The following is a 20,326-nucleotide window of genomic DNA, read 5'->3' as shown; positions in this document are numbered from 1 at the left end:
GTTCGTTTTTAATGATGCATTACTACTCCTTTGGCGGATTTGGCCGCTTCTTTATCCTCGCCGTCGGGCTGATGGTTAAAGAAGTTATAAGGACGTGGTGAAACATAATTCAGGTCGTGCAGCTTGCGCACTGTTGACTTCTTGGAGAACAGTTTGAGAATAAGCACCAGGAACGGTACATATTTCAGCGCACGGGGCAGACCATAAAGATCCAGCACGTCGATGCAGCGTTTGTTCATCGCATACATCACCGGCACCAGGATCAGGGTAAGGAAGGTGGCGAAGATCAGGCCGAACACCATGGTCCAGGCCAGCGGGCCCCAGAAGGCCACGTTGTCACCACCGAAGAAGATATGCGGGTTGAACTCGGAGAACAGCGCCCAGAAGTCGATGTTCAGACCAACCGCCAGCGGGATAAGACCCAGGATGGCTGCGATGGCGGTGAGCAACACCGGCGTCATACGCGTTCTGCCCGCTTCCACTACGGCTTCGTTCAGCGGTACGCCCTGCATGACGAGCAGGTCCGTGAACTCTACCAGTACGATACCGTTACGCGCCACGATACCTGCCAGGGCCATGATACCCACACCGGTCATTACGATGGAGATATCCATACCGAAGATGGCAAAGCCCAGGAACACACCGATGATACTGAAGAGGATCTCCAGGAATATCACGAAGGAACGGCCAACGGAGTTGAACTGCGTTACCATGATAAAGAAGATGAGGCCAATGGCGCCCAGCATCGCAACTACGAGGAAGTTCATGGTTTCAGCCTGGTCTTCCTGCTCGCCCGTCATTTTCACGGTGATGCCGTCCGGCGGGCTGAAGTCCAGCACCGCGGAATTGATGGCAGCTACCACTTCATTCGCGTTGAAACCTGTCAGTACGTTGGAGTACAGGGTCACCACGCGTTTATCATCTTTACGTTTGATGCCTGCATAGGTATTTGAGTAACGGATATCGGCCACAGAGCTTAGCGGCACCTGCCTGATCGCCCCGCCCATGTTCATGTCGCGGTACGTAAGGTTCAGGTTCATAAGCGTATTGATATTGTTACGCTGGCTTTCCTGGAGGCGGACGATGATCGGGTAATCGTCTTCCGGGTCGCGGAATTTGGATACTTCCGTTCCGAACAATGCGGTACGCAATGCGCCGCCGATCTGGCCGGTGGAAATACCTTCGCGGTTTGCCCTTTCACGGTCTATGGATACAATGATCTCCGGTTTGTTGCTCTGGAAGTCGCTTTTCAGCTCTTCCACACCACCGATCTGGAGACTGTCGAGATATCTCTTCAAACGGTCAGAAGTATTGGCCAGCAGTTCAAATTCGTCCCCGCTGATCTCGATGTTGATAGGCTTGCCGGTCGGAGGGCCGCCTTGCTCCTGTTCAACAGTGATGTCCGCACCGGGTATCCCTTTTACAGCAGCACGGATCTCATCAAGATATTTTACGGTAGACTGGCCATTACGTTTGGCGAATTCTACGAATGCCACGGTCACTTTGCCTTTGTGCGGCTGCGTGCTCATGTCCATCTGGCTGGGATCGCCCGCGCCAACGGCTACGTTGGAGATGATGGATTTCACCAGCGGATTTTTGGTGCCGCCTACTACTTTGGTCACTCTTTCGTCGATCACGTTCGTGATGGAATCTGTCACTTTCTGATCTGTACCGATCGGCAGTTCAATATAAGCGTAGATAAAGTTAGGATCAGCCTGGGGGAAAAACACCACTTTGGGGCTGCGGATCGTCGTGAGGACAATACTGAAGATCAGCAAGCCAAAAGTACCCAGCAATATTCCCACCGGGCGCCATCCTACAATAGCCCAACTGAGTACGCGCCTGTAACGGTTCTGCACACGGGGCCAGACGTTGCTCTGGAATTTCCTCGCTACGCCGCCCAGCCAGAAACGCTCCAGCACTACCAGCAGGTAAAGGAACACCACGATATTGCCGGCGCCGCCGCTGATGCCGTAACAGATCAGGGCAACGACAGCGAACACGATGGTCACGATGGTAAACTTCCTGTCGAAACGCGGTTTGGGATGGCCTTCACCTTCATGACGATCCATGAAGTCCACCGCAAACACGGGGTTGATAATATATGCCACTACCAGCGAAGCCAGCAGGGTAACGATCAGGGTTACAGGCAGGAATTTCATGAAACTGCCGATAATACCCGGCCAGAAGAGCAGGGGCACGAATGGCGCAAGCACCGTAAGCGTACCGGAAAATACCGGGAGGAACACTTCGCCCGCCGCTATCTTCGCGGCTTTCACAATACCAAGGTCCCTTCGCTCATAGAATATACGATGCACGTTTTCAATTACCACGATCGCGTCATCCACCACAATACCCAACGCCAGCAGGAAGGAGAACAGTACCATCATGTTCAGCGTGTAATCCATCATACCAAGCACCACGAATGCGATGAACATAGAGATAGGCACGGATGCCGCCACGAATATGGCGTTCACAGCGCCCATGAAGAACATCAGCACGACGGTCACCAGGATAAAACCGATGATGATGGTATTGATCAGGTCATGCAGGGTAACGCGGGTAGACTCACTCTGATCAGCCGTGATGGTCACATCCAGGCCTTTCGGCAGGTAACCTGCTTTCATTTCTTCGACGATCTTCGCAATCTTGTCCGATGCGTCGATCAGGTTCTGCCCGCTTCTTTTGATCACGTTCAGCGTGATTACGCTTTTGCCGTTCAGCCGGGCGTAAGATTCCTGTTCTTTAAAGTCATCTTTCACATCGGCAATGTCACGCAGGTATACTACAGCCCCGGAAGCGCCGCGGATCACGATGTTCCTGATCAGGGTCGGGTCTTTATATTCGCCTTTCACGGAGAGCGTACGTTTCTGGCCGTCCATGGATACAAGGCCACCGGAGATAGTCCTGTTTTCCGCGGCTACGGCGGCAGCGATATCGTCGAAGCTGATGCGGGCCGCGTCCATTTTGTATTTGTCCAGGTCGATATGGATCTCCCTGTCCAGCGCACCCACAATGTCCACACGGGTGATCTCTTTCAGGCTTTCGATCCTGTCCTGCATTTCATCAGCATACCGCTTCAATGTCTGGAGGTCAAAGTCACCGCTCATGTTCACGTTCATGATCGGGATCTGCGAAACGTCGATCTGTATCACCTGCGGTTCCTGCCCGTCCGTGGAAAGGTTGGTGGGCAGGTCCGGTTTAGCTTCATCGATCTTCGCCCTTACTTCGTTCGCCGCCGCTTCCAGGTTTTCATCCGGATTAAATTCGATAGTGATCGCGGAATAGTCCTGTATGGACGAGCTGGTGATCTTTTTTACGCCTGAAATGGATTTCAGTTTCTTCTCAATAGGTTTGGTCACCAGGGTTTCCATATCCTCCGGAGAAGTACCGAAATAAATAGTAGATATATAAAACTGCGGAAACACCACCTCGGGAAACTGTTCCTTGGGCATCGCATTATAGGCCAGGAAGCCGGCGATCGTAATAATAAGGGTGGCCACATAAATACTCACCTTATTATCGATCGACCAACTGGTGGGTTTAAACTCTTTTTCTAAGTCCTTCATCGGTTAAATTTTAAAGATGGCAAACCTGGTTACAATTTGATGTAGTCGTTATCGTTCAGACCCTGGAAGCCGGTGGTGATCACCCTGTCCCCGCTTTTTAAGCCTGACTTCACCTCTGCCTTGTCGTTGTAAGTACGGCCCAGTTCGATATTTGTACGTACGGCCTGCAGTTTGTTGCCTTCACCTTTAACGGTCAGCACATAAGGTTTGCCGAGTGAATATTGTATAACGCCCACCGGGATCACGATCGCATCTTTTGCGCGGTAATCCACGATACGCAGCTGTGCGATCATGTTCGGATGCAGATCATTGGAAGGTTTCAGCGGAATCTCCACGTTGATGGTACGGCTCAGCGGGTCGATCACTTTAGAAGCGAAACCGATGCGGGTGCGGATCTCTTTCTGGATATCCGGCAGCGTCACGATCACTTCATCACCGGTTTTCACGCGGCCTGCGAATGATTCGGCAATATTAGCCACAACTCGCAGGTTGCTGCTGTTCACCACGCGGAAAGCAGGCTGGCCGGGCGCTGCTGCGTCGCCGATCTTGGCAATCACCGCATCCACGGTACCGTTGATGGGGGAAATGATGCGGGCGAGGGCCTGTTGCTCTTTCAGCGTTTCCAGGTTCCTTTCCAGGCTTTCAACACCGGATTTTGCATTCAGGTACTGTACTTCGGAGCCGATCTTCTGTTTCCACAGGTTTTCCTGTTTGAGGTACAGCGTACGGGCGAGATCCAGGCGGGTCTGTAGTTCGGCTATATTGGAGCGTACCAGTTGGTCATCCACCTGGGCGAGCGTCTGGCCTTTGGATACATGCTGGCCTTCTTTCACATAGATGGCTTTAATGATACCCGGAGACTGTGCGCCCACGTTCACGTTTTCACGCGCATCCACATTACCCTGTATATCGATGAAGTGTTCAAACAGGGTATCCTGTATGGCGGCAATGGTTACGGTCTTGGTTTTTACGGAAGAATCGCCGGCTTTCAGCTCTTTTTCCAAAGTGGAAATTTCCAGGTCCAGCTTGGCTTTATCCTGTTTGAGCTTCTGGAGTTTTTCGGTTTTGTTTACCTCCCCGCCGCCGCAGGCAGCCATGATCAGCGTAGCGAGAGAGAGTACTAAATATCTTTTGGTCATTGTATTATAGATTTAGGCGGATGTTAAAAGGTTGATGATTAGAGCTTACCGTATGCTTTCAGGTAATCGATACGCGACACGATCACATTGAACAGTGCGTTAAAATAGTTGTTCTGCGCGGTGAGCAGCTGCGTTTCCGCAGTGATCATTTCCAGGCTTGAGCCAACCCCTTCACGGTATTTAATATTGGTCGTCTCATACACTTCTTTTGCCAGCTGCATATTTTCTTCCTGATCGGTCAGGCTGGTGATGTTATTGCGCAGGGTGCTTTTTGAAGTGGCCTGGTCCAGGTCGATCACATTCCTCATATTCTCGATGGCCAGATCTGACTTTTTAACATCGATCATCGCCTGGTCTACTTTTCTCCTTCTTTGCATTCCTGTGAAAATCGGCACGGAAAGATTCAGGCCGTAGGATACGAAACCGTACCAACCGGGCTTCCCCTGGAAGTAATCAAATTCGGTAGCGGCCCTGGCAGCACCACCCTGTCCGAAGAGGGACAAAGAAGGCAATGCCTGCAGCCTGTATCTTTTCAGGTTGTATTCATTCGCTTTTTTCTGCGTTTCGAGCAGCTGATATTCGATCCTTTCTGTGTAAGTGAATGGCTGGTCTTCCTGGATATCCGCCTTGAGTGCGTTGGAACTGAGCGTATCCGTCAATTCCAGCGGCTGGGCGATGCGCATGCCGATCTGGTATTTGAGCGCGGCAATTCCTACTTCCCGGAGATTACGAAGGCGGGTGTCTTCGGATTTCAGGTTGTTGAATTGCACTACAAGCCTGTCCACATCCAGCTTTTCAACTAACCCGTTATTATATATTTCACGGGTTTCCGCCAGGGTTTTCCCCAGCCGGTCGATATTTTCCCGCAGGATAGCCAGGGCTTTGTCGGTTGCCACTACGTTATAATATGCTTTATACACTTCCGTTTTCACATCGATCTCCGACTTTTTAACGTTTTTGTTGGCCAGTTCTTCCAGGGTTTTGCGGGCCTGTAGGGCCACCAGTACGCTGGGGTCGAACAATACCTGGCTTACATTCACCGTGCCCTGCATGTTATAAGCCAGTCCAAAGGAAAACGGCACCAGCGTTCCTTTGGCTACGCTGGTATCAAAGTTGCTGGCGTCGAGCAATTGCTTCTGAATGATCGGGTTGTGCTGAAAAGTACCTGCGCCGGATACCTGGGGTAGAGCCAGGCCGCTCACCTCCTTATTTACGGCCAGTTGATACAATTCGTCCATTTTGGCATTGCGGACCGTATACTGATTTTGTAGCGCATAGGCTACCGCCTGCTGCGCGGACATACGCACGGTTTCCTGCGAAGGCGGCGGCGCCTGCTGAGCCCTGGCGTAGGTGAAAAATTGCGTCATCAGGCCGGCGAAGGCGATGAGCTTCCATTTAAACTGCATATTTCTTAATATTTATTCGGGTAATCTTTGGATTTATATTTCTCAATTTCCTGGTATCCTTTCAGCGAAGCCACTCCGAACAGGAAGTGCTCCAGGAGCACCCGCTGAACTTTTGACATATCATATCCGTTCATCGGGAACAGCTCCGGCTGGAAGCAGAACATGGTGGAGGCGGTCCGGAAATGACTGAGGATATCGATATCCAGGTCCGGCCGGTACAGTCCCTCCCTGATGCCCCGCTCCAGGTTTTCCCGGATGGTCTGCATCAGGAACACGTTTTTATGTTCCTCGAACAGCTGGAAGGCTTTGGAATGGAACTTCTGAAGGTCCATCATTACCACCGGGTTCATATTCCGCAGTTTCTCCTCCAGCATTTTCATGACAAGGAACAGCTCTTCCACGGCATCTTTACTGTTATTACGGCTCTCAATACACTGGTCCTGCATGAGCTTCAGGTGACGGCTGATCACATTCACCACCAGGTCGCTCTTGTCCGCAAAATGGGCATACAGGGTCTTTTTGGAAATCCCCATCTTGATGGCGATATCATCCATGGTAATAGACCTTGTGCCGTATTGCCGGAACAGGTTGAACGCCGTATCTAATATTCGCTCTTGTACTTCCATTGGTTTATCCGGGCAGGGGATTTTTGAATTTTACACGCACAAAACTATGGAAACTATTTAAACTGCCAAAGTTTCCATTCTATATTTTTGAACTTTATGACGAATGGAATTGGTCAGCCATGGCTGCGTTTGATCGGAGCCCGGCCAATCTTACGTCAACGGCCCTGGTGGAATATTAACCGGGTCAACTCCGGATCAAGTCCGCCTCATCTCCACCTCAACTCCGCCTTGCCTATATCTATCCCATAGCTACCATAGCTGGTTCCAGGCTATTACGCCGTAATTATACAGCTACATGAAGGCAATAGGCAAAATATTATCAGTCCGGTATCTCCTCTTCCGCCAGTGGCGGCTTTCAGCTGCAAGGGCCACCTGGAACATTCCTTATTTTGGCACAAGAATCGGGACTTGTCCTCTTCAAATACAGTAACTTTGCCCTTTCAATACCATATCATCATGTCTCCAAAACTGAGGTTAAGAGTACTGTTTTCCCGCATACTGCGCTATTTTTTCCAGGGTTTGCTTATCCTCGCGCCCATTGGGATCACCGCATTTACGCTTTACTGGGGTTTTATAACGATAGATAATCTTTTGCCGAAGGATGTGGTGCCGGTGGACCACCCGTTGAATTTCCTCCGGTACAAGGGGGTCGGGTTTGCCATCGTGCTGATCCTGGTGGTGTTTGTGGGTTACCTGAGCTCCTCTTTTATAGTAGGGCGGCTGATCGATATGTTCGACCATATACTGGAGCGGACGCCATTTATTAAATATATCTATTCCTCTGTAAAGGACGTGTTCGACGCGTTTGTGGGGGAAAAGAAGAAGTTTGACCACCCGGTGCTGGTGAATGTGTACGGGGATGATGTGTGGGAAATGGGCTTTATCACGCAGGATGATGTGCGGGCGCTGGGGCTGGAAGGGTATTTTGCGGTATATGTGCCGCACGCATATGCGATCACGGGCAAGGTATTTATGGTGCGGAAGGAAAAGGTGCGGCCGCTGACGAACGTATCGGCGGGCGAGGCGATGAAGTTCGCCGTATCGGGCGGGGTGACGCATATCACGGAGTTGCCGGCGGTGGTGCAGGAAGCGAACAAAACAAATCATTAGGTTGATTTCCAGGAATTTAAACCTGAACAAATACACATTTTCACTTCGGACATTCATTTTATAGAGATATTCCCTTCCAACTCCGGGATATTCTCAGCCTGAAATTTGCGGCCGCATTAATATTCCGGCGATATTGCAGGCATATCAAATCCACAAGTGATGTTACCATTGTTGCGGCTGGCGGTTGTATCAGCCTTGTTAATCATTCCTTTCACCAGTAAGGGTTGGGGGTTCTTTGCCCATGAGCGTATCAACCGGCTGGCGGTATTTTCACTTCCCCCGGAAATGATGGTGCTGTTCAAACCACATCTTGAATACCTGGTGGCGCAGTCCACGGCGCCGGATAAACGGAGGTATATGGTGCCCGGGGAAGGGGCGCGTCATTATATAGATATGGACCGTTACGGCAGCCCGCCATTTCCGATGTTGCCGCGCGGCTGGAGGGAGGCGGTGGAAAAATATACCGTGGACAGCCTGGAGCGGAACGGTGTTTTGCCCTGGCACCTGGAAAGGATGATGTACCGGCTGACGCGTTTTTTTATGGAAGGCAATACGGCGGGTATTCTGAAAACGGCGGCGGAGCTGGGGCATTATATCGGGGATGCCTATGTGCCGTTGCACGCCTGCTCCAACCACAACGGCCAATACACAGGCCAGCATGGGATTCACGGGCTGTGGGAGTCGCGCATACCGGAGCTGTTCGCGGACCGTACCTTTGATTACTGGACGGGGAAGGCCTCCTATATTTCATCGCCCGGGGAGCATTTCTGGCAGATCATTATAGAAAGCTCACTGGCCGCGGATTCCGTGCTACATATCGAAAAAACATTGAGTATGAATTTTCCTTCAGATCAACGTTATGCATATGAGCCGCGGAACGGGCAGCTGGTGCGGAACTACTCCGCCGGCTATACCGCGGCTTATCATAACCGCCTGAATGGCATGGTGGAAAGGCGGCTTCGGGGAGCTATCCACAGCGTTGCATCATGCTGGTATACAGCCTGGGTGAATGCCGGCCAGCCTTCGCTTGCGAAGCAGGCCCAGCCCGGCTTTACGGGGGAAGAACAACAAGAGCTCCGGCAACTGGACAGCCTCTGGAAACAAGGCAAAATAATTGGACGGCCCCATTAAGAAATAACAAAAGAAAGTTTATCTTTGGCCTTCTAATCTTTTAACCTAGTCCTACACTGACCAATCTTCCGGTTTTTTATATCGCCGTGATTTTTACCTTTCCTTCGAAAAACCATAGACAAGTGGAACAAGAAAACGTATTCAATTTAGATCGTAACATGAAGGTGCACAACTTTAATGCAGGTCCTTCTGTATTACCAAACGAAGTGCTGTACAAAGCCAGCAAAGCGCTGATTGACTTTGAAGGCACGGGAATGTCTATCCTTGAGATAGGACATCGCACGGAACCATTTGTAGCCGTGATGGAAGAGGCACGTAGTCTTGTCAGGGAGCTGATGCAGCTGGATGACGACTTCGAAGTGCTGTTCCTTCACGGAGGCGCCACCACCCAATTCATGCAGGTTCCAATGAACCTCCTCGAAAACGGTGAAACCGCCGCCTACATTGATACCGGCGTATGGTCCAACAAAGCGATCAAGGAGGCCAAACAGTTCGGTTATGTAGAAGTTTCCGCCAGCTCCAAAGACACAAACTACAATCACATCCCCAAGCAGTTTACGGTACCCCAGCAAGCCAAATACCTGCACATCACCACGAACAATACCATCTATGGTACACAGTGGCAGGCAACCCCGGAAACGGACGTTCCCCTGATTGCAGATATGAGCTCAGACATCTTAAGCCGCCAGATGGATTTTAACCGTTATGCCCTGATATATGCGGGCGTACAGAAAAACATGGGCGCGGCAGGCGCTACCATGGTGGCCGTACGCAAAAGCATGCTCGGCAAGGTGACCCGTAAGATTCCCAGTATACTGGATTACAGGCTCCACATAGAGAACGGCTCCATGCTCAATACCCCGCCCGTATTTGCGGTATATATCTCCATGCTCACTCTCCGCTGGCTCAAAGGCCAGGGTGGCGTAGCGGCGATAGAAAAGGTGAACAACAAAAAAGCCGCCCTCCTCTACGACGAGATCGATCATAACCCCCTCTTCCGTGGAAACGTAGCGAAAGAAGACCGGAGCAAAATGAACGTCACCTTCACCATCGACAAACCCGAGCTGGAAGAAGAATTCGTGAAATTCTGCAAGAAGGAAGACATCGTTGGCATCAAAGGACACCGCCTGTCCGGAGGTTTCCGCGCTTCCCTTTACAATGCACTCCCCCTCGAAAGCGTGGAAGTAATGGTGGAAGCCATGAAATTCTTCTCGCTGAAGAAAGCGTAGCAACCCCAAAGCGCCGGGGCAACAGAGAACAATCCGTGATTTTTCTCCCCCGCAATCGCCTAGACCTAAGCATGATAAAATATTATATGTACAGACTGCCGCACGAAATGCGGCAGTCTTTTTTATTCCTACCCTCCTTTTCTTATTTTTACCCCTCTTAACAGTAAACCAAAGATCATGGCAATTATTAAACCTTTCCGGGCGTTGCGTCCGCAACCCGCGCTGGCTAAAGATGTAGCTGCAAGGCCGTATGACGTGCTCAACTCCAAAGAAGCCGCCGCCGAGGCTGCGGGGAACCCTAATTCCTTCTACCGCGTGTCCAAATCGGAGATTGACCTCCCGGAAGGAACGGACATCCACAGCGATGCCGTTTACCAGAAAGCCGCCGAAAACCTGCAGAAACTCCAGGCCTCCGGTACCCTCTTCCATGAAGAAACTCCCTGCTACTATATCTACAAACTCGTGATGGACGGCCGCTCCCAGACCGGCCTCGTATGCGTTTCGTCCATTGCCGACTATAACAACGGGATCATCAAAAAACACGAATTCACCCGCCCCGACAAAGAACTGGACCGTATCAATCACATCACCAATACCCGCGCCCAGACCGGCAACGTGTTCCTGGCATACAACGATGTGCCCGAACTGAACACCATCATCGACCACTGGCAGCAGCGCCATGCTCCCGTATATGACTTCACCGCGGAAGACGGCATCAGCCACACCATCTGGGTGGTGAACGAAGCCGCCACCGGCGATCAGATCACGGAATTATTTGATACGAAAGTGCCGGCTACCTACATTGCGGACGGTCATCACCGCGCCGCATCCGCCGCGCTGGTACAGAAGGCTTCCGGTGAAGACATCCACTCCGATGCCAACCTGAACTATTTCCTGACCACTATTTTCCCCGCCAGCCAGCTGGCCATCCTGGACTATAACCGCACGGTGAAAGACCTGAACGGCCACAGCAAAGCAGACTTTATCTCCCGTCTCGAATATGACTTTATCGTGGAAGCCATCGGCCACCACGAGCAGAAACCATCCGGCCTGCACGAGTTCAGCATGTACCTGGACCATACCTGGTACCGCCTCGTAGCCCGCGAAGGCACCTACACCGCGGACCCCATCGGCATCCTGGACGTGACCATCCTTCAGAACAATGTACTGGACAAACTCCTGGGCATCAAAGATCCCAGGACGGACAAACGCATCGACTTCGTAGGCGGCATCCGCGGCCTCGGCGAACTCGTGAAAAGGGTAGATAGCGGCGATATGGCCGTGGCCTTCGCGCTGTACCCCGTTACCATCCAGCAATTGTTCGACATTGCGGACAGTGGGAATGTAATGCCTCCCAAAAGCACCTGGTTTGAACCCAAGCTCCGCGACGGGCTGCTCACCCACCTGATCTGATCTTCCTGAAAGCGCCGGCCCGGCCCCTGCGGCGGGGTCAGCGCTTTTTCTTACATTTACATAAAACGAACCGAACGATGGAATGGCAAAAGGCTGCTAAAAAATGGTCCCTTGTGCTGGCGGGTATCCTTTCCGTACAGTGGGCAATTGCGCAGGATAACGGCGAACTGCAAAACACCGCGCGCACCTTTTTGCGCACGGGCGACTACGCAAACGCCATCCTGGTGCTCAACCAGGCCATACAATCCGCACCGGACGATATTGAGCTGAAAAAAGACCTCGCTTTTGCCTATTATCTGAAAGGCGATTACAACAGGGCCTACACGGTCGTGTCCCCGCTGGTGGACAAAAAAGAGGCGGACGTCCATCTCTTCCAGATAGCCGGCAACATCTACCAAAGCAAACAGGATTGGAAGGGCGCCGAAAAGCTCTATCAGCGCGGCCTTCGCAAGTTCCCCAAAAGCGGCGAGCTGCACAACGACTACGGTGACCTGCTCCAGAATATGAAGAATTTCGACGGCGCTTTGCGTTATTGGGTGAAAGGCATCGAGGTGGACCCGAACTTCCCCGGCAACTATTACCACGCCGCCCGGAGTTATCTCTGGACCAAAGAGCCTATCTGGGCCATCCTTTACGGCGAAACCTTCATCAATCTCGAAAGTTATACCACCCGTACCGCCGAGATAAGGGACATTGTGCTGGAGTGTTACAAAAAACTCTTCGACGACCCGGATATCTTCAACAGTGTACCCACCGAAAGTTCCTCCAAAGGCAAAAAAGGCCCGGATGTAGGTTTTATGGATGCTTACAAAAGCATCATGGCCAAACAGGTGAGCGTGATCGCTACCGGCATCGAACCGCAATCGCTGGTGATGCTGCGCACCCGTTTCCTGCTGGACTGGTATAATTTTTATTCATTAAAATACCCATACGCCCTCTTCGATTTTCAGCGCAGGCTGTTGAGGGACGGAATGTTCGAAGCATATAATCAATGGCTGTTCGGCCCTTCGGCTAACGCGGCGGATTACAAAGCATGGACGGCGCTGCACAAAACGGAATACGATAGTTTTTCCGCCTGGCAGCGCAACCATCCGCTAAAGCTGAAAGACGAAGAATTTTACAACACCGGTAAACTGGCAACGATCAAGTAAGGCCCGGCCCGCGGGCGGAAGCGGGAAACACAGCATGGCAGGCCGGTTCAACACTACAACAAGAATCTAAACCATAGCACTTATGCTGATCGCAAAACACCAAAACATTATTGACAAAGCCGTAAAAGCCAACCAGGAAAGAACCTTTTACGCGCAGTACCCTGAACACCCCAAGGCATACGGCGAGGAAGCGCCGCCACAAGGCGAAACCTCGTTTAAAGAACTGCTGAACAAACCTTTTCCCCGGCTGAAACAAAAAGTAGTGGACGGATGGCATGGCGAAGAAGTAAGCCCCTACACGCTTCAGCCGCTTGGCATCACCTATCCCATTGTGTCCGCGGAAGAGCTGGTGAACGCCGGCAAACGCGCCGGGCAACGCTGGGCACAGCTTTCTGTGGCGGACAGGGCGGGCATTCTTACAGAAACCCTGGAGAAGATCCAGCATCATTTCTTCGAGATCGCGCACGCTACCATGCACACCACCGGCCAGAGCTTTATGATGAGCTTCCAGGCCAGCGGCCCGCATGCGAACGACCGCGCTCTTGAAGCCATTGCTATGGGTTACCAGCAATTGCAGCATTTCCCTGAGCACCAGACCTGGGAGAAACCAATGGGTAAGATCAGCGTAAAGCTGGAAAAAACCTTTAAGCCCGTTCCAAAAGGCCTCGGCCTCGTGATCGGCTGCTCTACCTTCCCCGTATGGAACTCATTGCCGGGCATGTACGCGGACCTCATCACCGGCAACGCCGTGATCGTAAAACCGCATCCCAAAGCCATACTCCCCATCGCCATCGTGGTGGCGGCCATACAGCAGGTGCTGGAAGAAAACGGCCAGGATCCGTATACCTGCCAGCTGGCGGCGGACAGTTCCGAGCAGCCCATCACCAAAACGCTGAGCGAACACCCGGACGTAGCCCTGATAGATTACACCGGCGGCAGCGCTTTCGGCAATTACGTGGAATCGCTGGCTTCGCCCCGCAAAACCGTATTTACCGAAAAAGCCGGCGTCAATTCAGTGATCCTGGATTCCGTAAAAGATATTGATGCGGTGATGCAGAACCTCGCATTCTCCGTGAGCCTCTACTCCGGCCAGATGTGTACGGCCCCGCAGAACTTTTTTATTCCCGAAAGCGGCATCGATACGCCAAACGGGAAAGTTTCCTACGACGAGGTGGCGCAGAAGTTCAAAGACGCTATCCAGGCATTGGTGAACAATCCCAAGATGGGAGCCGGCACGCTTGGCGCGGTACAAAATGAAGCCACGCTCCAGCGTGTGAAAGCAGCCGGGGAAACCGGCGCGAAAGTGCTGCTGAGCGGTGCACCCGTGGCCAACGACGAATATGCAGGCGCCAGGACCTATTCACCCACTGTGCTGGAAGTAACCGCAAACGATACGAAAGTATTTGAGCAGGAACTGTTCGGCCCCGTGGTATTGCTTGTGAAAACAAAAGATACCGATCATTCCATCACGCTGGCCCGCGGAATGGCGGACAAACACGGCGCCATCACCTGCGGTGCTTACACCACGAACGATGCGGTAAAAGAAAAGATCGCGGATGCGATGAACAGCGTGTTCACCCCCGTGTCCTTTAACTTTACCGGCTTCATCTGGGTGAACCAGCACGCCGCATTTTCCGACCTGCACGTCTCCGGCGGCAATCCCGCCGGCAACGCCAGCTTCACCAATCCCGAGTTTATCGTGAAGCGTTTTGTATGGGTGGGAAACAGAACATACGTGGACTAAATGCGACAATATGCAAATATATGCACGGGTACTTTTTTTGATGATCGTGGCCGTTGCCTGTCAACAGGCCCCCAAAGCGGATAAAGCAGCCGTAACTGATGCGCAGACCGTAGCTGTTCCGGAAGGTGGCAGAACCCACCAGCTGGACACAGCAGCCAGTATATTGTTCTGGATCGGCACCAAACCGACGGGAGAACACAAAGGTTCCTTCCGCTTTTCAGGCGGTGAACTGTACACCAAAGACAGTTCGCTGATAGGCGGCCACTTTTCCATCGACATCAACAGTATCGCCAACCTGGACCTCAGCACCCAGCCGGACATGAAAAAGAAGCTGGAGGACGAGCTGCGCGGCGAGAACTTTTTTGATGCGGGAAATTACCCGACCGCGCTTTTCGAGATCACGGAAGTAAGCCCCTACCGCCCGGCCCCGGACGATAACGGCGTACTGCTGAAAGATGCCACCCATATGATCAAAGGCAATCTCACCATCAGGAATGCCACCAAAAACATCACTTTCCCCGCCAAGATCGTGTTCACCGGCGGAAAAGTAAAAGGGGAAGCAAATTTCAACATCGACCGTACCCAATGGGGCATGACTTACCGGGCGGATAAGTCCTTACAGGATAAGCTGATCAATTCCGTCGTCAATATTCATTTCGAAATAGTTACACGATAGATACAGGGGCTGCCTTCCGGGCTGCCCCTTTCCTTTCCATTACCGATTATTTTCGTTAAATTGGTAATAACAACAAGCTCCTTTTTATGGAAACAAATCAACAGCGGGACCAACGCCTGTGGCGTATTGCCAAATCCCGCGCACAATTCCGTACTCACCTGATGACCTACCTGATCATCAATGGTTTTCTGTGGGTGATCTGGCTGCTTACGGACGACAGTCATAACGGCATTCCCTGGCCGGTGTGGCCTATGGCGGGCTGGGGCCTCGGGCTTGCGTTCGCCTACTACAATGCTTTCCACAAAGACCCGTTCGGCGACGCTACCCGCGAGTACGAAAAACTGCAGCAGGAAAAGCAGCAGAGAGGAGAATAACCCAAAAACACCCCATCATGCACCAACTCACCCGGCTTTTTGATGTCATTCCACATCAGCTGAAAAACTATTCCAAACAGGATATGCTGGCCGCCAAAGAACAGGGGGCATGGAAAACCTACAGCACCGAAGACGTTGCCTCGATCATACAACGTTTCAGTTCAGGCCTGTTGCAGCTCGGCATCGGCGGCACGGCCCTCACACCCGAATCGCAGGATAAAGTGGCCATCATCAGCCACAACCGCCCCGAATGGATCCTGGCGGACCTTGCCTGCCAGCAGGTAGGCGCCGTGCTTGTGCCTATTTACCCTACCATCAGCGAGCCGGAACTGGTGTACGTGCTCAATGACGCCGAAGCCCGCACCCTGTTTGTGGACAACCTGGACCTTTACGAAAAGGTACAGTCACAGCGGGACAAGCTCCCCGCCCTGAAAGAAATTTATTCCTTCGAGCGCATTGCCGGCGTAAAACACTGGATGGACATCCTGGCCGCCGCCTCAACAACAGATGTAGCCCGCATTGAAGCCATCAAAAACACCATTACGGCAGACACACTTGTCACCCTTATATACACCTCCGGCACCACCGGCACACCCAAGGGCGTAATGCTGAGCCACGGCAATATCATGAGCAATGTGGAAGCCTGCGCTGCCTACCTGCCGGTGAATGAAAACGCCCGCGCCCTTAGTTTCCTGCCGCTGAATCATATTTTCGAACGGATGGTCACTTATGTTTATCTCTCCGCCGGCGTATCCGTCTACTACGCGGAAAACATGGAGTCCATCTCCGACAACCTGAAGGAGGTGAAACCAAACATTTTCACCACCGTACCACGTCTCCTTGAAAAAGTATATGAAAAGATCATGGCACGGGGCCTTGCCCTTACCGGCGTGCAGCGCGCAATATTTTTCTGGGCGGTGGAGCTGGGCAAACAATACGAGGTCAACAAACAACAGGGCCCCTGGTATAACCTGCAACTGGCCATCGCCCGCAGGCTGGTGTTCAGCAAATGGAAAGAAGCCCTCGGCGGCCAGCTGGAATGCATCGTAACCGGTGCAGCCGCCTGCCAGGTAAGGCTTTTGAAGATATTCACCGCGGCGGGCATATCCCTCCTGGAAGGGTATGGCCTTACCGAAACCTCACCGGTGATCGCCGTGAACCGCAAAGAGGAGAAGGACCGTATGTTTGGCACCGTAGGCCCCGCGATCAGCAATGTGGAGGTAAAACTGGCGGACGATGGCGAAATACTCGTAAAAGGCCCGAATGTGACCATGGGTTATTACAAAAACCCCAAACTTACAGCCGAAACCATCCAGGATGGCTGGTTTCATACGGGAGATATCGGCACGCTGGTACAAAATAAATTCCTCAAGATCACGGACCGCAAAAAAGAACTGTTCAAAACATCCGGCGGCAAATTCGTTGCCCCGCAGCCTATAGAAAACAAATTCAAGGAATCGCCGTACATCGAACAGATCATGGTAGTGGGCGCGGACCGTAAATTTACCGGTGCCCTCATTGTGCCCAACTTTAGCAACCTGAAAGAATGGGCCCGCAGCCAAAACGTGCCCTTCCCCTCCAAAGAAGAGGCCCTCCGCGACCCGAAGGTAAAAGCGCTGTACAAACAGGCCGTGGACAAATACAACCAGTTTTTTAACCACATTGAACAGGTAAAGAAGTTCGAGCTCATGCCCGGGGAGTGGACGGTAGGTGGCGGGGAACTGACGCCTACCCTGAAACTGAAGCGAAAAGCGATCGAGAACAAGTACCAGTCCGCGATTGAGCATATTTACGCTTAAAAAATAAGGAAATTTGGCAAAAAACATTATTTTTGCGCTCCCGCTAAGAAGCGGAATGGCCCGGTAGTTCAATGGATAGAATAGAAGTTTCCTAAACTTTAGATACAAGTTCGATTCTTGTCCGGGCTACCAAACGCGAATTTTCAGCATTGTCTTGAAAATTCGCGTTTTTGCTTCCTCTATATTCAACTGAAAGACAGTTTGTTAAGTGCAGAAATGAATTGACTTCAGTAGTTAGATATTCACGTTTTTCTTTGTTGTAATAAATTCCGTCGGGAAACAATATTCTGTGTACTATTCTTTTTCCTTCTAAATCGCTGGAAGCCCATATAGTACTGAGGTTTTCGAGTTTTTTGAGTGACTGAGAAATCAACTTTTCCAAGTTAGATAATTGTGGCGCTTGCTTATTCATTTCCGCGTTTATAATCTGCATTTGATTACTTAAATGTGCGTGTGCCAGTTCATAGGTTTCTCTTTCGATTTCCCCCATGCCATGACGAATTTTCAGTTTCTTGATCTTATCCTCCAAAGTCGCGCACTGTGTTTTTAGATTTTCGTCATTCCGTCCTTGGCCATTATTATAATGTTTAAACAGTTTGGTAAGTTGGATTTTAATAAGTGGCGCAATACCATGCGGAAGCTGAAATTTTTGCAGGAAATCGATAAACAACTCATGCGCACCCTGCTTCCTTTCCCGTTGGGCCGCCGTCACTGCGTTCAAACTGACTCCTGCGCAATGAAGACAGTGATAATAATCTTTATTTTTTTTCTTGTTCCGATACCCCACTAAATAGCGTTTGCATCCATCACATTTGAGTAAACGAGTTAATGGGCGCTGTTCCACCATTTTATTATGCGTGTATCCCGCATGATTGCCGGGATGTACACCATCAAGAAGATTTTGAACTTTAATAAAATCCTCCTCGCTGACGATGGGTTCCCAATTGCCTTTAACCGGTTCGTCCAGCAAACTATTAATCAGAATACCCGCGTAGAAAGGCATACGCCACGTTGCAGAAATTTTTTGCGGCGTAAGCTCCAATCCTCGTGCGGCGAGTTTGCTCAATATTTGAGCATCACTGAAATGGCCTGATGCCTTCCATTGCCATGCTTCTCTTAATAATTCGCCGTCTTCGTTGATCTCGATGCGTTGTTTGAAGGCAAAACGGCTTTCATCCCTCACCTTTCGCCCATAATGTTTATACCCTAGCGGAGCTTTCCCCATCCAGTTGCCTTCTTTCAAAGAGGCAATCATGCTAGGGATGACCCATTCCTTTTTCACCATGTTTTCTTTGAACGCCTGAAAAAGTTCTTCGTAAATCGCCGCCTTTCCTCTTTCCGTGACTGTGCTGATGCCGCTACTCGTCTCAATCAGGTGTACACCTAAATCTTCCACCAAATAATTCACAAGGCCGATGGCTGACCCGCCGCTTCTCGAAAAGCGACTAACCATGTATACCATGATTGCGAACGGTTTTTTACGACAGGTTTCTACCTTCGTGATAAGACGGGAGAATTCCTTGCGTGTCCAATCAGATTTTTCGCTTTCATGATTTCCTCCAAAATGCTCTGTGATGTGGAATTTATATAAGTTGGCGTACTCTTTGTTTGCTTCCTGCTGGCGCTCGACGCTGGCGTTTTTGTCGTATTGATCTTTCGTTGAAACGCGCGTGTATGACCACACGGACAAATTGGTGTTTTCTTCCACGACCTTCTTTGGCATGAATTGTTGAAAATAGGTTAAGCTATTCATCGTTGTTTTGTGAATGGGAGTGATACAATACGAGGGAAAGCTGGAAGAGAAATAAAATTAACTCTAATTTCTTTTCCTGCGAAAGATTCTTGAAAGATTCTTGTGAATCGATTTCTTCGATGGTGAGTTTTGGAATTTCTGTAACGACATTCTTTTGATCCTTCTCCATGCCCTGTCATCCTTTTCATCGTTCACGATCTTTGTTTCTATCCCGGCGCTGTTGTATCTCTTCACGAATTTGAGTACGCCTTACCAGCGCTTCGCGCTCTATTGTGTGTCGTTCGCTCATCACCGCCGCAAGCCTGCCGTCGCTACCCCATTCCTCGAAATACGCTTCCCGGCCCTGTATGATGGCCTTCTTCACCTCTTTCGGCGCGTGTTCTTGTTCACCGTCGTAGGGGGCCAATAGTTTTTTTTCATTTTCTTTGACGGACTGCCATGCATCGAATACACCCGCAGCCAGGTCTTTGCGGTCTTGCTCCTGACGTTTCAGAAGAGCGACCATTTCGCTATTTTCAGTAGACATTTTTTTGAATTTTAGATAAAGTGAATGAATGCAAGCGCCTGTTAACGATAATTACTTCACGCAGTCCTTTTATGAAGGCAACGGCGACCACTTGCCGTATGTATCGACGGCGCGTTATTTGATCGGGAAATACACCGCGAAATACTGGAAGCATGACTGCAACGATCCCGATTTTATTTTCCTTGAATTTATGTTGTGCAACCGCCTGTCGATTGAGGCGAACTGCAATATTTCGCGGAAGTATAAAACAAAGGTGATAGCCGGGGTCTTGGACGTTTCACCGCTTCGCCTCTACAACGACCCGCAGCTATCTCTGTAACGGCGGATCAATCGCCAATATCCCTGCCGTTTTGTTTCGCCGTGCGGCTTTTATCGATCGTTTGCACGACATCACGTTGCCGGAAGTAATTATTCACTTCTTTTTGCTGCGCGATGCGCATGGCTTTAAAACGGCTGCCGTACATCCCCCATTCGTTCTCCCATGCTTCACGGTTGCTTTTTAAGACATTGCGCATCGGTTCCGGCAATTCGGCCTCCGTCTTGCATTTCATATGCTGCATGAGGCTGTCTTTTTCTTCTATCATCTTGTTGAGGCTGTCATGATACCCGTTCAGGTGTTCTTTATATTGCTGGCCTTGTTTTTCGACGAGTTCTTCCCAAGTCATAAAAATGTTTTTGTT

At 50.9% G+C, this 20,326-nt stretch carries 17 protein-coding genes and 1 tRNA gene; 11 read left to right on the top strand and 7 right to left on the bottom strand.

Annotated features, from left to right (window positions below):
- Positions 1-8 precede the first annotated feature (8 nt).
- From EG028_RS15000 to EG028_RS14985, 4 genes are read right to left on the bottom strand one after another with little or no spacing between them, the layout of a single operon-like run.
- Positions 9-3,569 (bottom strand): efflux RND transporter permease subunit, encoded by a 3,561-nt coding sequence (locus EG028_RS15000; RefSeq protein WP_120517050.1) that lies wholly within the window; start codon positions 3,567-3,569, stop codon positions 9-11.
- 29 nt (positions 3,570-3,598) lie between these two features.
- A complete protein-coding gene (locus EG028_RS14995; RefSeq protein ID WP_120517051.1) occupies positions 3,599-4,708 on the bottom strand; it encodes an efflux RND transporter periplasmic adaptor subunit in 1,110 nt (369 codons plus the stop codon).
- A 38-nt stretch (positions 4,709-4,746) separates the two neighbouring features.
- Complete coding sequence (locus EG028_RS14990; RefSeq protein ID WP_120517052.1) at positions 4,747-6,114, bottom strand: TolC family protein; 1,368 nt, start codon at positions 6,112-6,114, stop codon at positions 4,747-4,749.
- 5 nt (positions 6,115-6,119) lie between these two features.
- The gene (locus EG028_RS14985) at positions 6,120-6,740 is read right to left on the bottom strand and encodes a TetR/AcrR family transcriptional regulator (RefSeq protein WP_120517053.1); all 621 of its coding nucleotides are present in this window, start codon (positions 6,738-6,740) and stop codon (positions 6,120-6,122) included.
- Between the two features lie 456 nt (positions 6,741-7,196).
- Here EG028_RS14985 and EG028_RS14980 point away from each other — a divergent pair, with 456 nt between their 5' ends.
- The 10 genes from EG028_RS14980 to EG028_RS14935 all read left to right on the top strand — a co-directional run bounded on the left by EG028_RS14980 (position 7,197) and on the right by EG028_RS14935 (position 17,499).
- A complete protein-coding gene (locus EG028_RS14980; protein ID WP_120517054.1) occupies positions 7,197-7,850 on the top strand; it encodes a DUF502 domain-containing protein in 654 nt (217 codons plus the stop codon).
- Between the two features lie 159 nt (positions 7,851-8,009).
- Positions 8,010-8,981 (top strand): zinc dependent phospholipase C family protein, encoded by a 972-nt coding sequence (locus EG028_RS14975; RefSeq protein ID WP_241559124.1) that lies wholly within the window; start codon positions 8,010-8,012, stop codon positions 8,979-8,981.
- 158 nt (positions 8,982-9,139) lie between these two features.
- Positions 9,140-10,210, top strand: a complete 1,071-nt coding sequence (gene serC / locus EG028_RS14970) for a 3-phosphoserine/phosphohydroxythreonine transaminase (protein ID WP_120517346.1) — start codon at positions 9,140-9,142, stop codon at positions 10,208-10,210.
- A gap of 177 nt (positions 10,211-10,387) precedes the next feature.
- Complete coding sequence (locus tag EG028_RS14965) at positions 10,388-11,623, top strand: DUF1015 domain-containing protein (protein WP_120517056.1); 1,236 nt, start codon at positions 10,388-10,390, stop codon at positions 11,621-11,623.
- Between the two features lie 77 nt (positions 11,624-11,700).
- Positions 11,701-12,774: a tetratricopeptide repeat protein gene (locus tag EG028_RS14960; protein ID WP_120517057.1), complete on the top strand. Its 1,074-nt coding sequence runs from the start codon at positions 11,701-11,703 to the stop codon at positions 12,772-12,774.
- Positions 12,775-12,856: 82 nt separating this feature from the next.
- Positions 12,857-14,518, top strand: coding sequence for a phenylacetic acid degradation protein PaaN (gene paaN, locus EG028_RS14955; protein ID WP_120517058.1), 1,662 nt, complete (start codon positions 12,857-12,859; stop codon positions 14,516-14,518).
- A 10-nt stretch (positions 14,519-14,528) separates the two neighbouring features.
- Positions 14,529-15,194: a YceI family protein gene (locus EG028_RS14950; RefSeq protein WP_120517059.1), complete on the top strand. Its 666-nt coding sequence runs from the start codon at positions 14,529-14,531 to the stop codon at positions 15,192-15,194.
- A gap of 86 nt (positions 15,195-15,280) precedes the next feature.
- Entirely contained in the window at positions 15,281-15,568 is a 288-nt protein-coding gene (locus EG028_RS14945) for a 2TM domain-containing protein (protein WP_120517060.1), read from the top strand.
- 17 nt (positions 15,569-15,585) lie between these two features.
- A complete protein-coding gene (locus EG028_RS14940) occupies positions 15,586-17,367 on the top strand; it encodes an AMP-dependent synthetase/ligase (RefSeq protein ID WP_120517061.1) in 1,782 nt (593 codons plus the stop codon).
- Positions 17,368-17,424: 57 nt separating this feature from the next.
- A tRNA-Arg gene (locus EG028_RS14935) sits at positions 17,425-17,499 on the top strand.
- Here EG028_RS14935 and EG028_RS28080 read toward each other — a convergent pair.
- Both EG028_RS28080 and EG028_RS14925 read right to left on the bottom strand, forming a co-directional pair.
- Positions 17,459-19,090, bottom strand: a complete 1,632-nt coding sequence (locus EG028_RS28080; protein ID WP_394364022.1) for a recombinase family protein — start codon at positions 19,088-19,090, stop codon at positions 17,459-17,461. The genes EG028_RS14935 and EG028_RS28080 overlap by 41 nt on opposite strands.
- A 214-nt stretch (positions 19,091-19,304) precedes the next feature.
- Positions 19,305-19,646 (bottom strand): hypothetical protein, encoded by a 342-nt coding sequence (locus EG028_RS14925; RefSeq protein ID WP_120517062.1) that lies wholly within the window; start codon positions 19,644-19,646, stop codon positions 19,305-19,307.
- Between the two features lie 28 nt (positions 19,647-19,674).
- Between EG028_RS14925 and EG028_RS14920 the strand changes: the two genes are divergently transcribed.
- Positions 19,675-19,965, top strand: a complete 291-nt coding sequence (locus tag EG028_RS14920) for a hypothetical protein (protein ID WP_120517063.1) — start codon at positions 19,675-19,677, stop codon at positions 19,963-19,965.
- A gap of 7 nt (positions 19,966-19,972) precedes the next feature.
- Here EG028_RS14920 and EG028_RS14915 read toward each other — a convergent pair whose 3' ends face one another.
- Positions 19,973-20,311, bottom strand: a complete 339-nt coding sequence (locus EG028_RS14915) for a hypothetical protein (RefSeq protein WP_120517064.1) — start codon at positions 20,309-20,311, stop codon at positions 19,973-19,975.
- Positions 20,312-20,326: the final 15 nt, after the last annotated feature.

It is taken from the genome of Chitinophaga barathri (assembly GCF_003807585.1).
GTDB classification, from domain to species: Bacteria; Bacteroidota; Bacteroidia; order Chitinophagales; family Chitinophagaceae; genus Chitinophaga; species Chitinophaga barathri.
The sequence above is the reverse complement of the archived record's forward strand: the minus strand, read 5'-3'. Positions and strand labels throughout refer to the sequence as shown.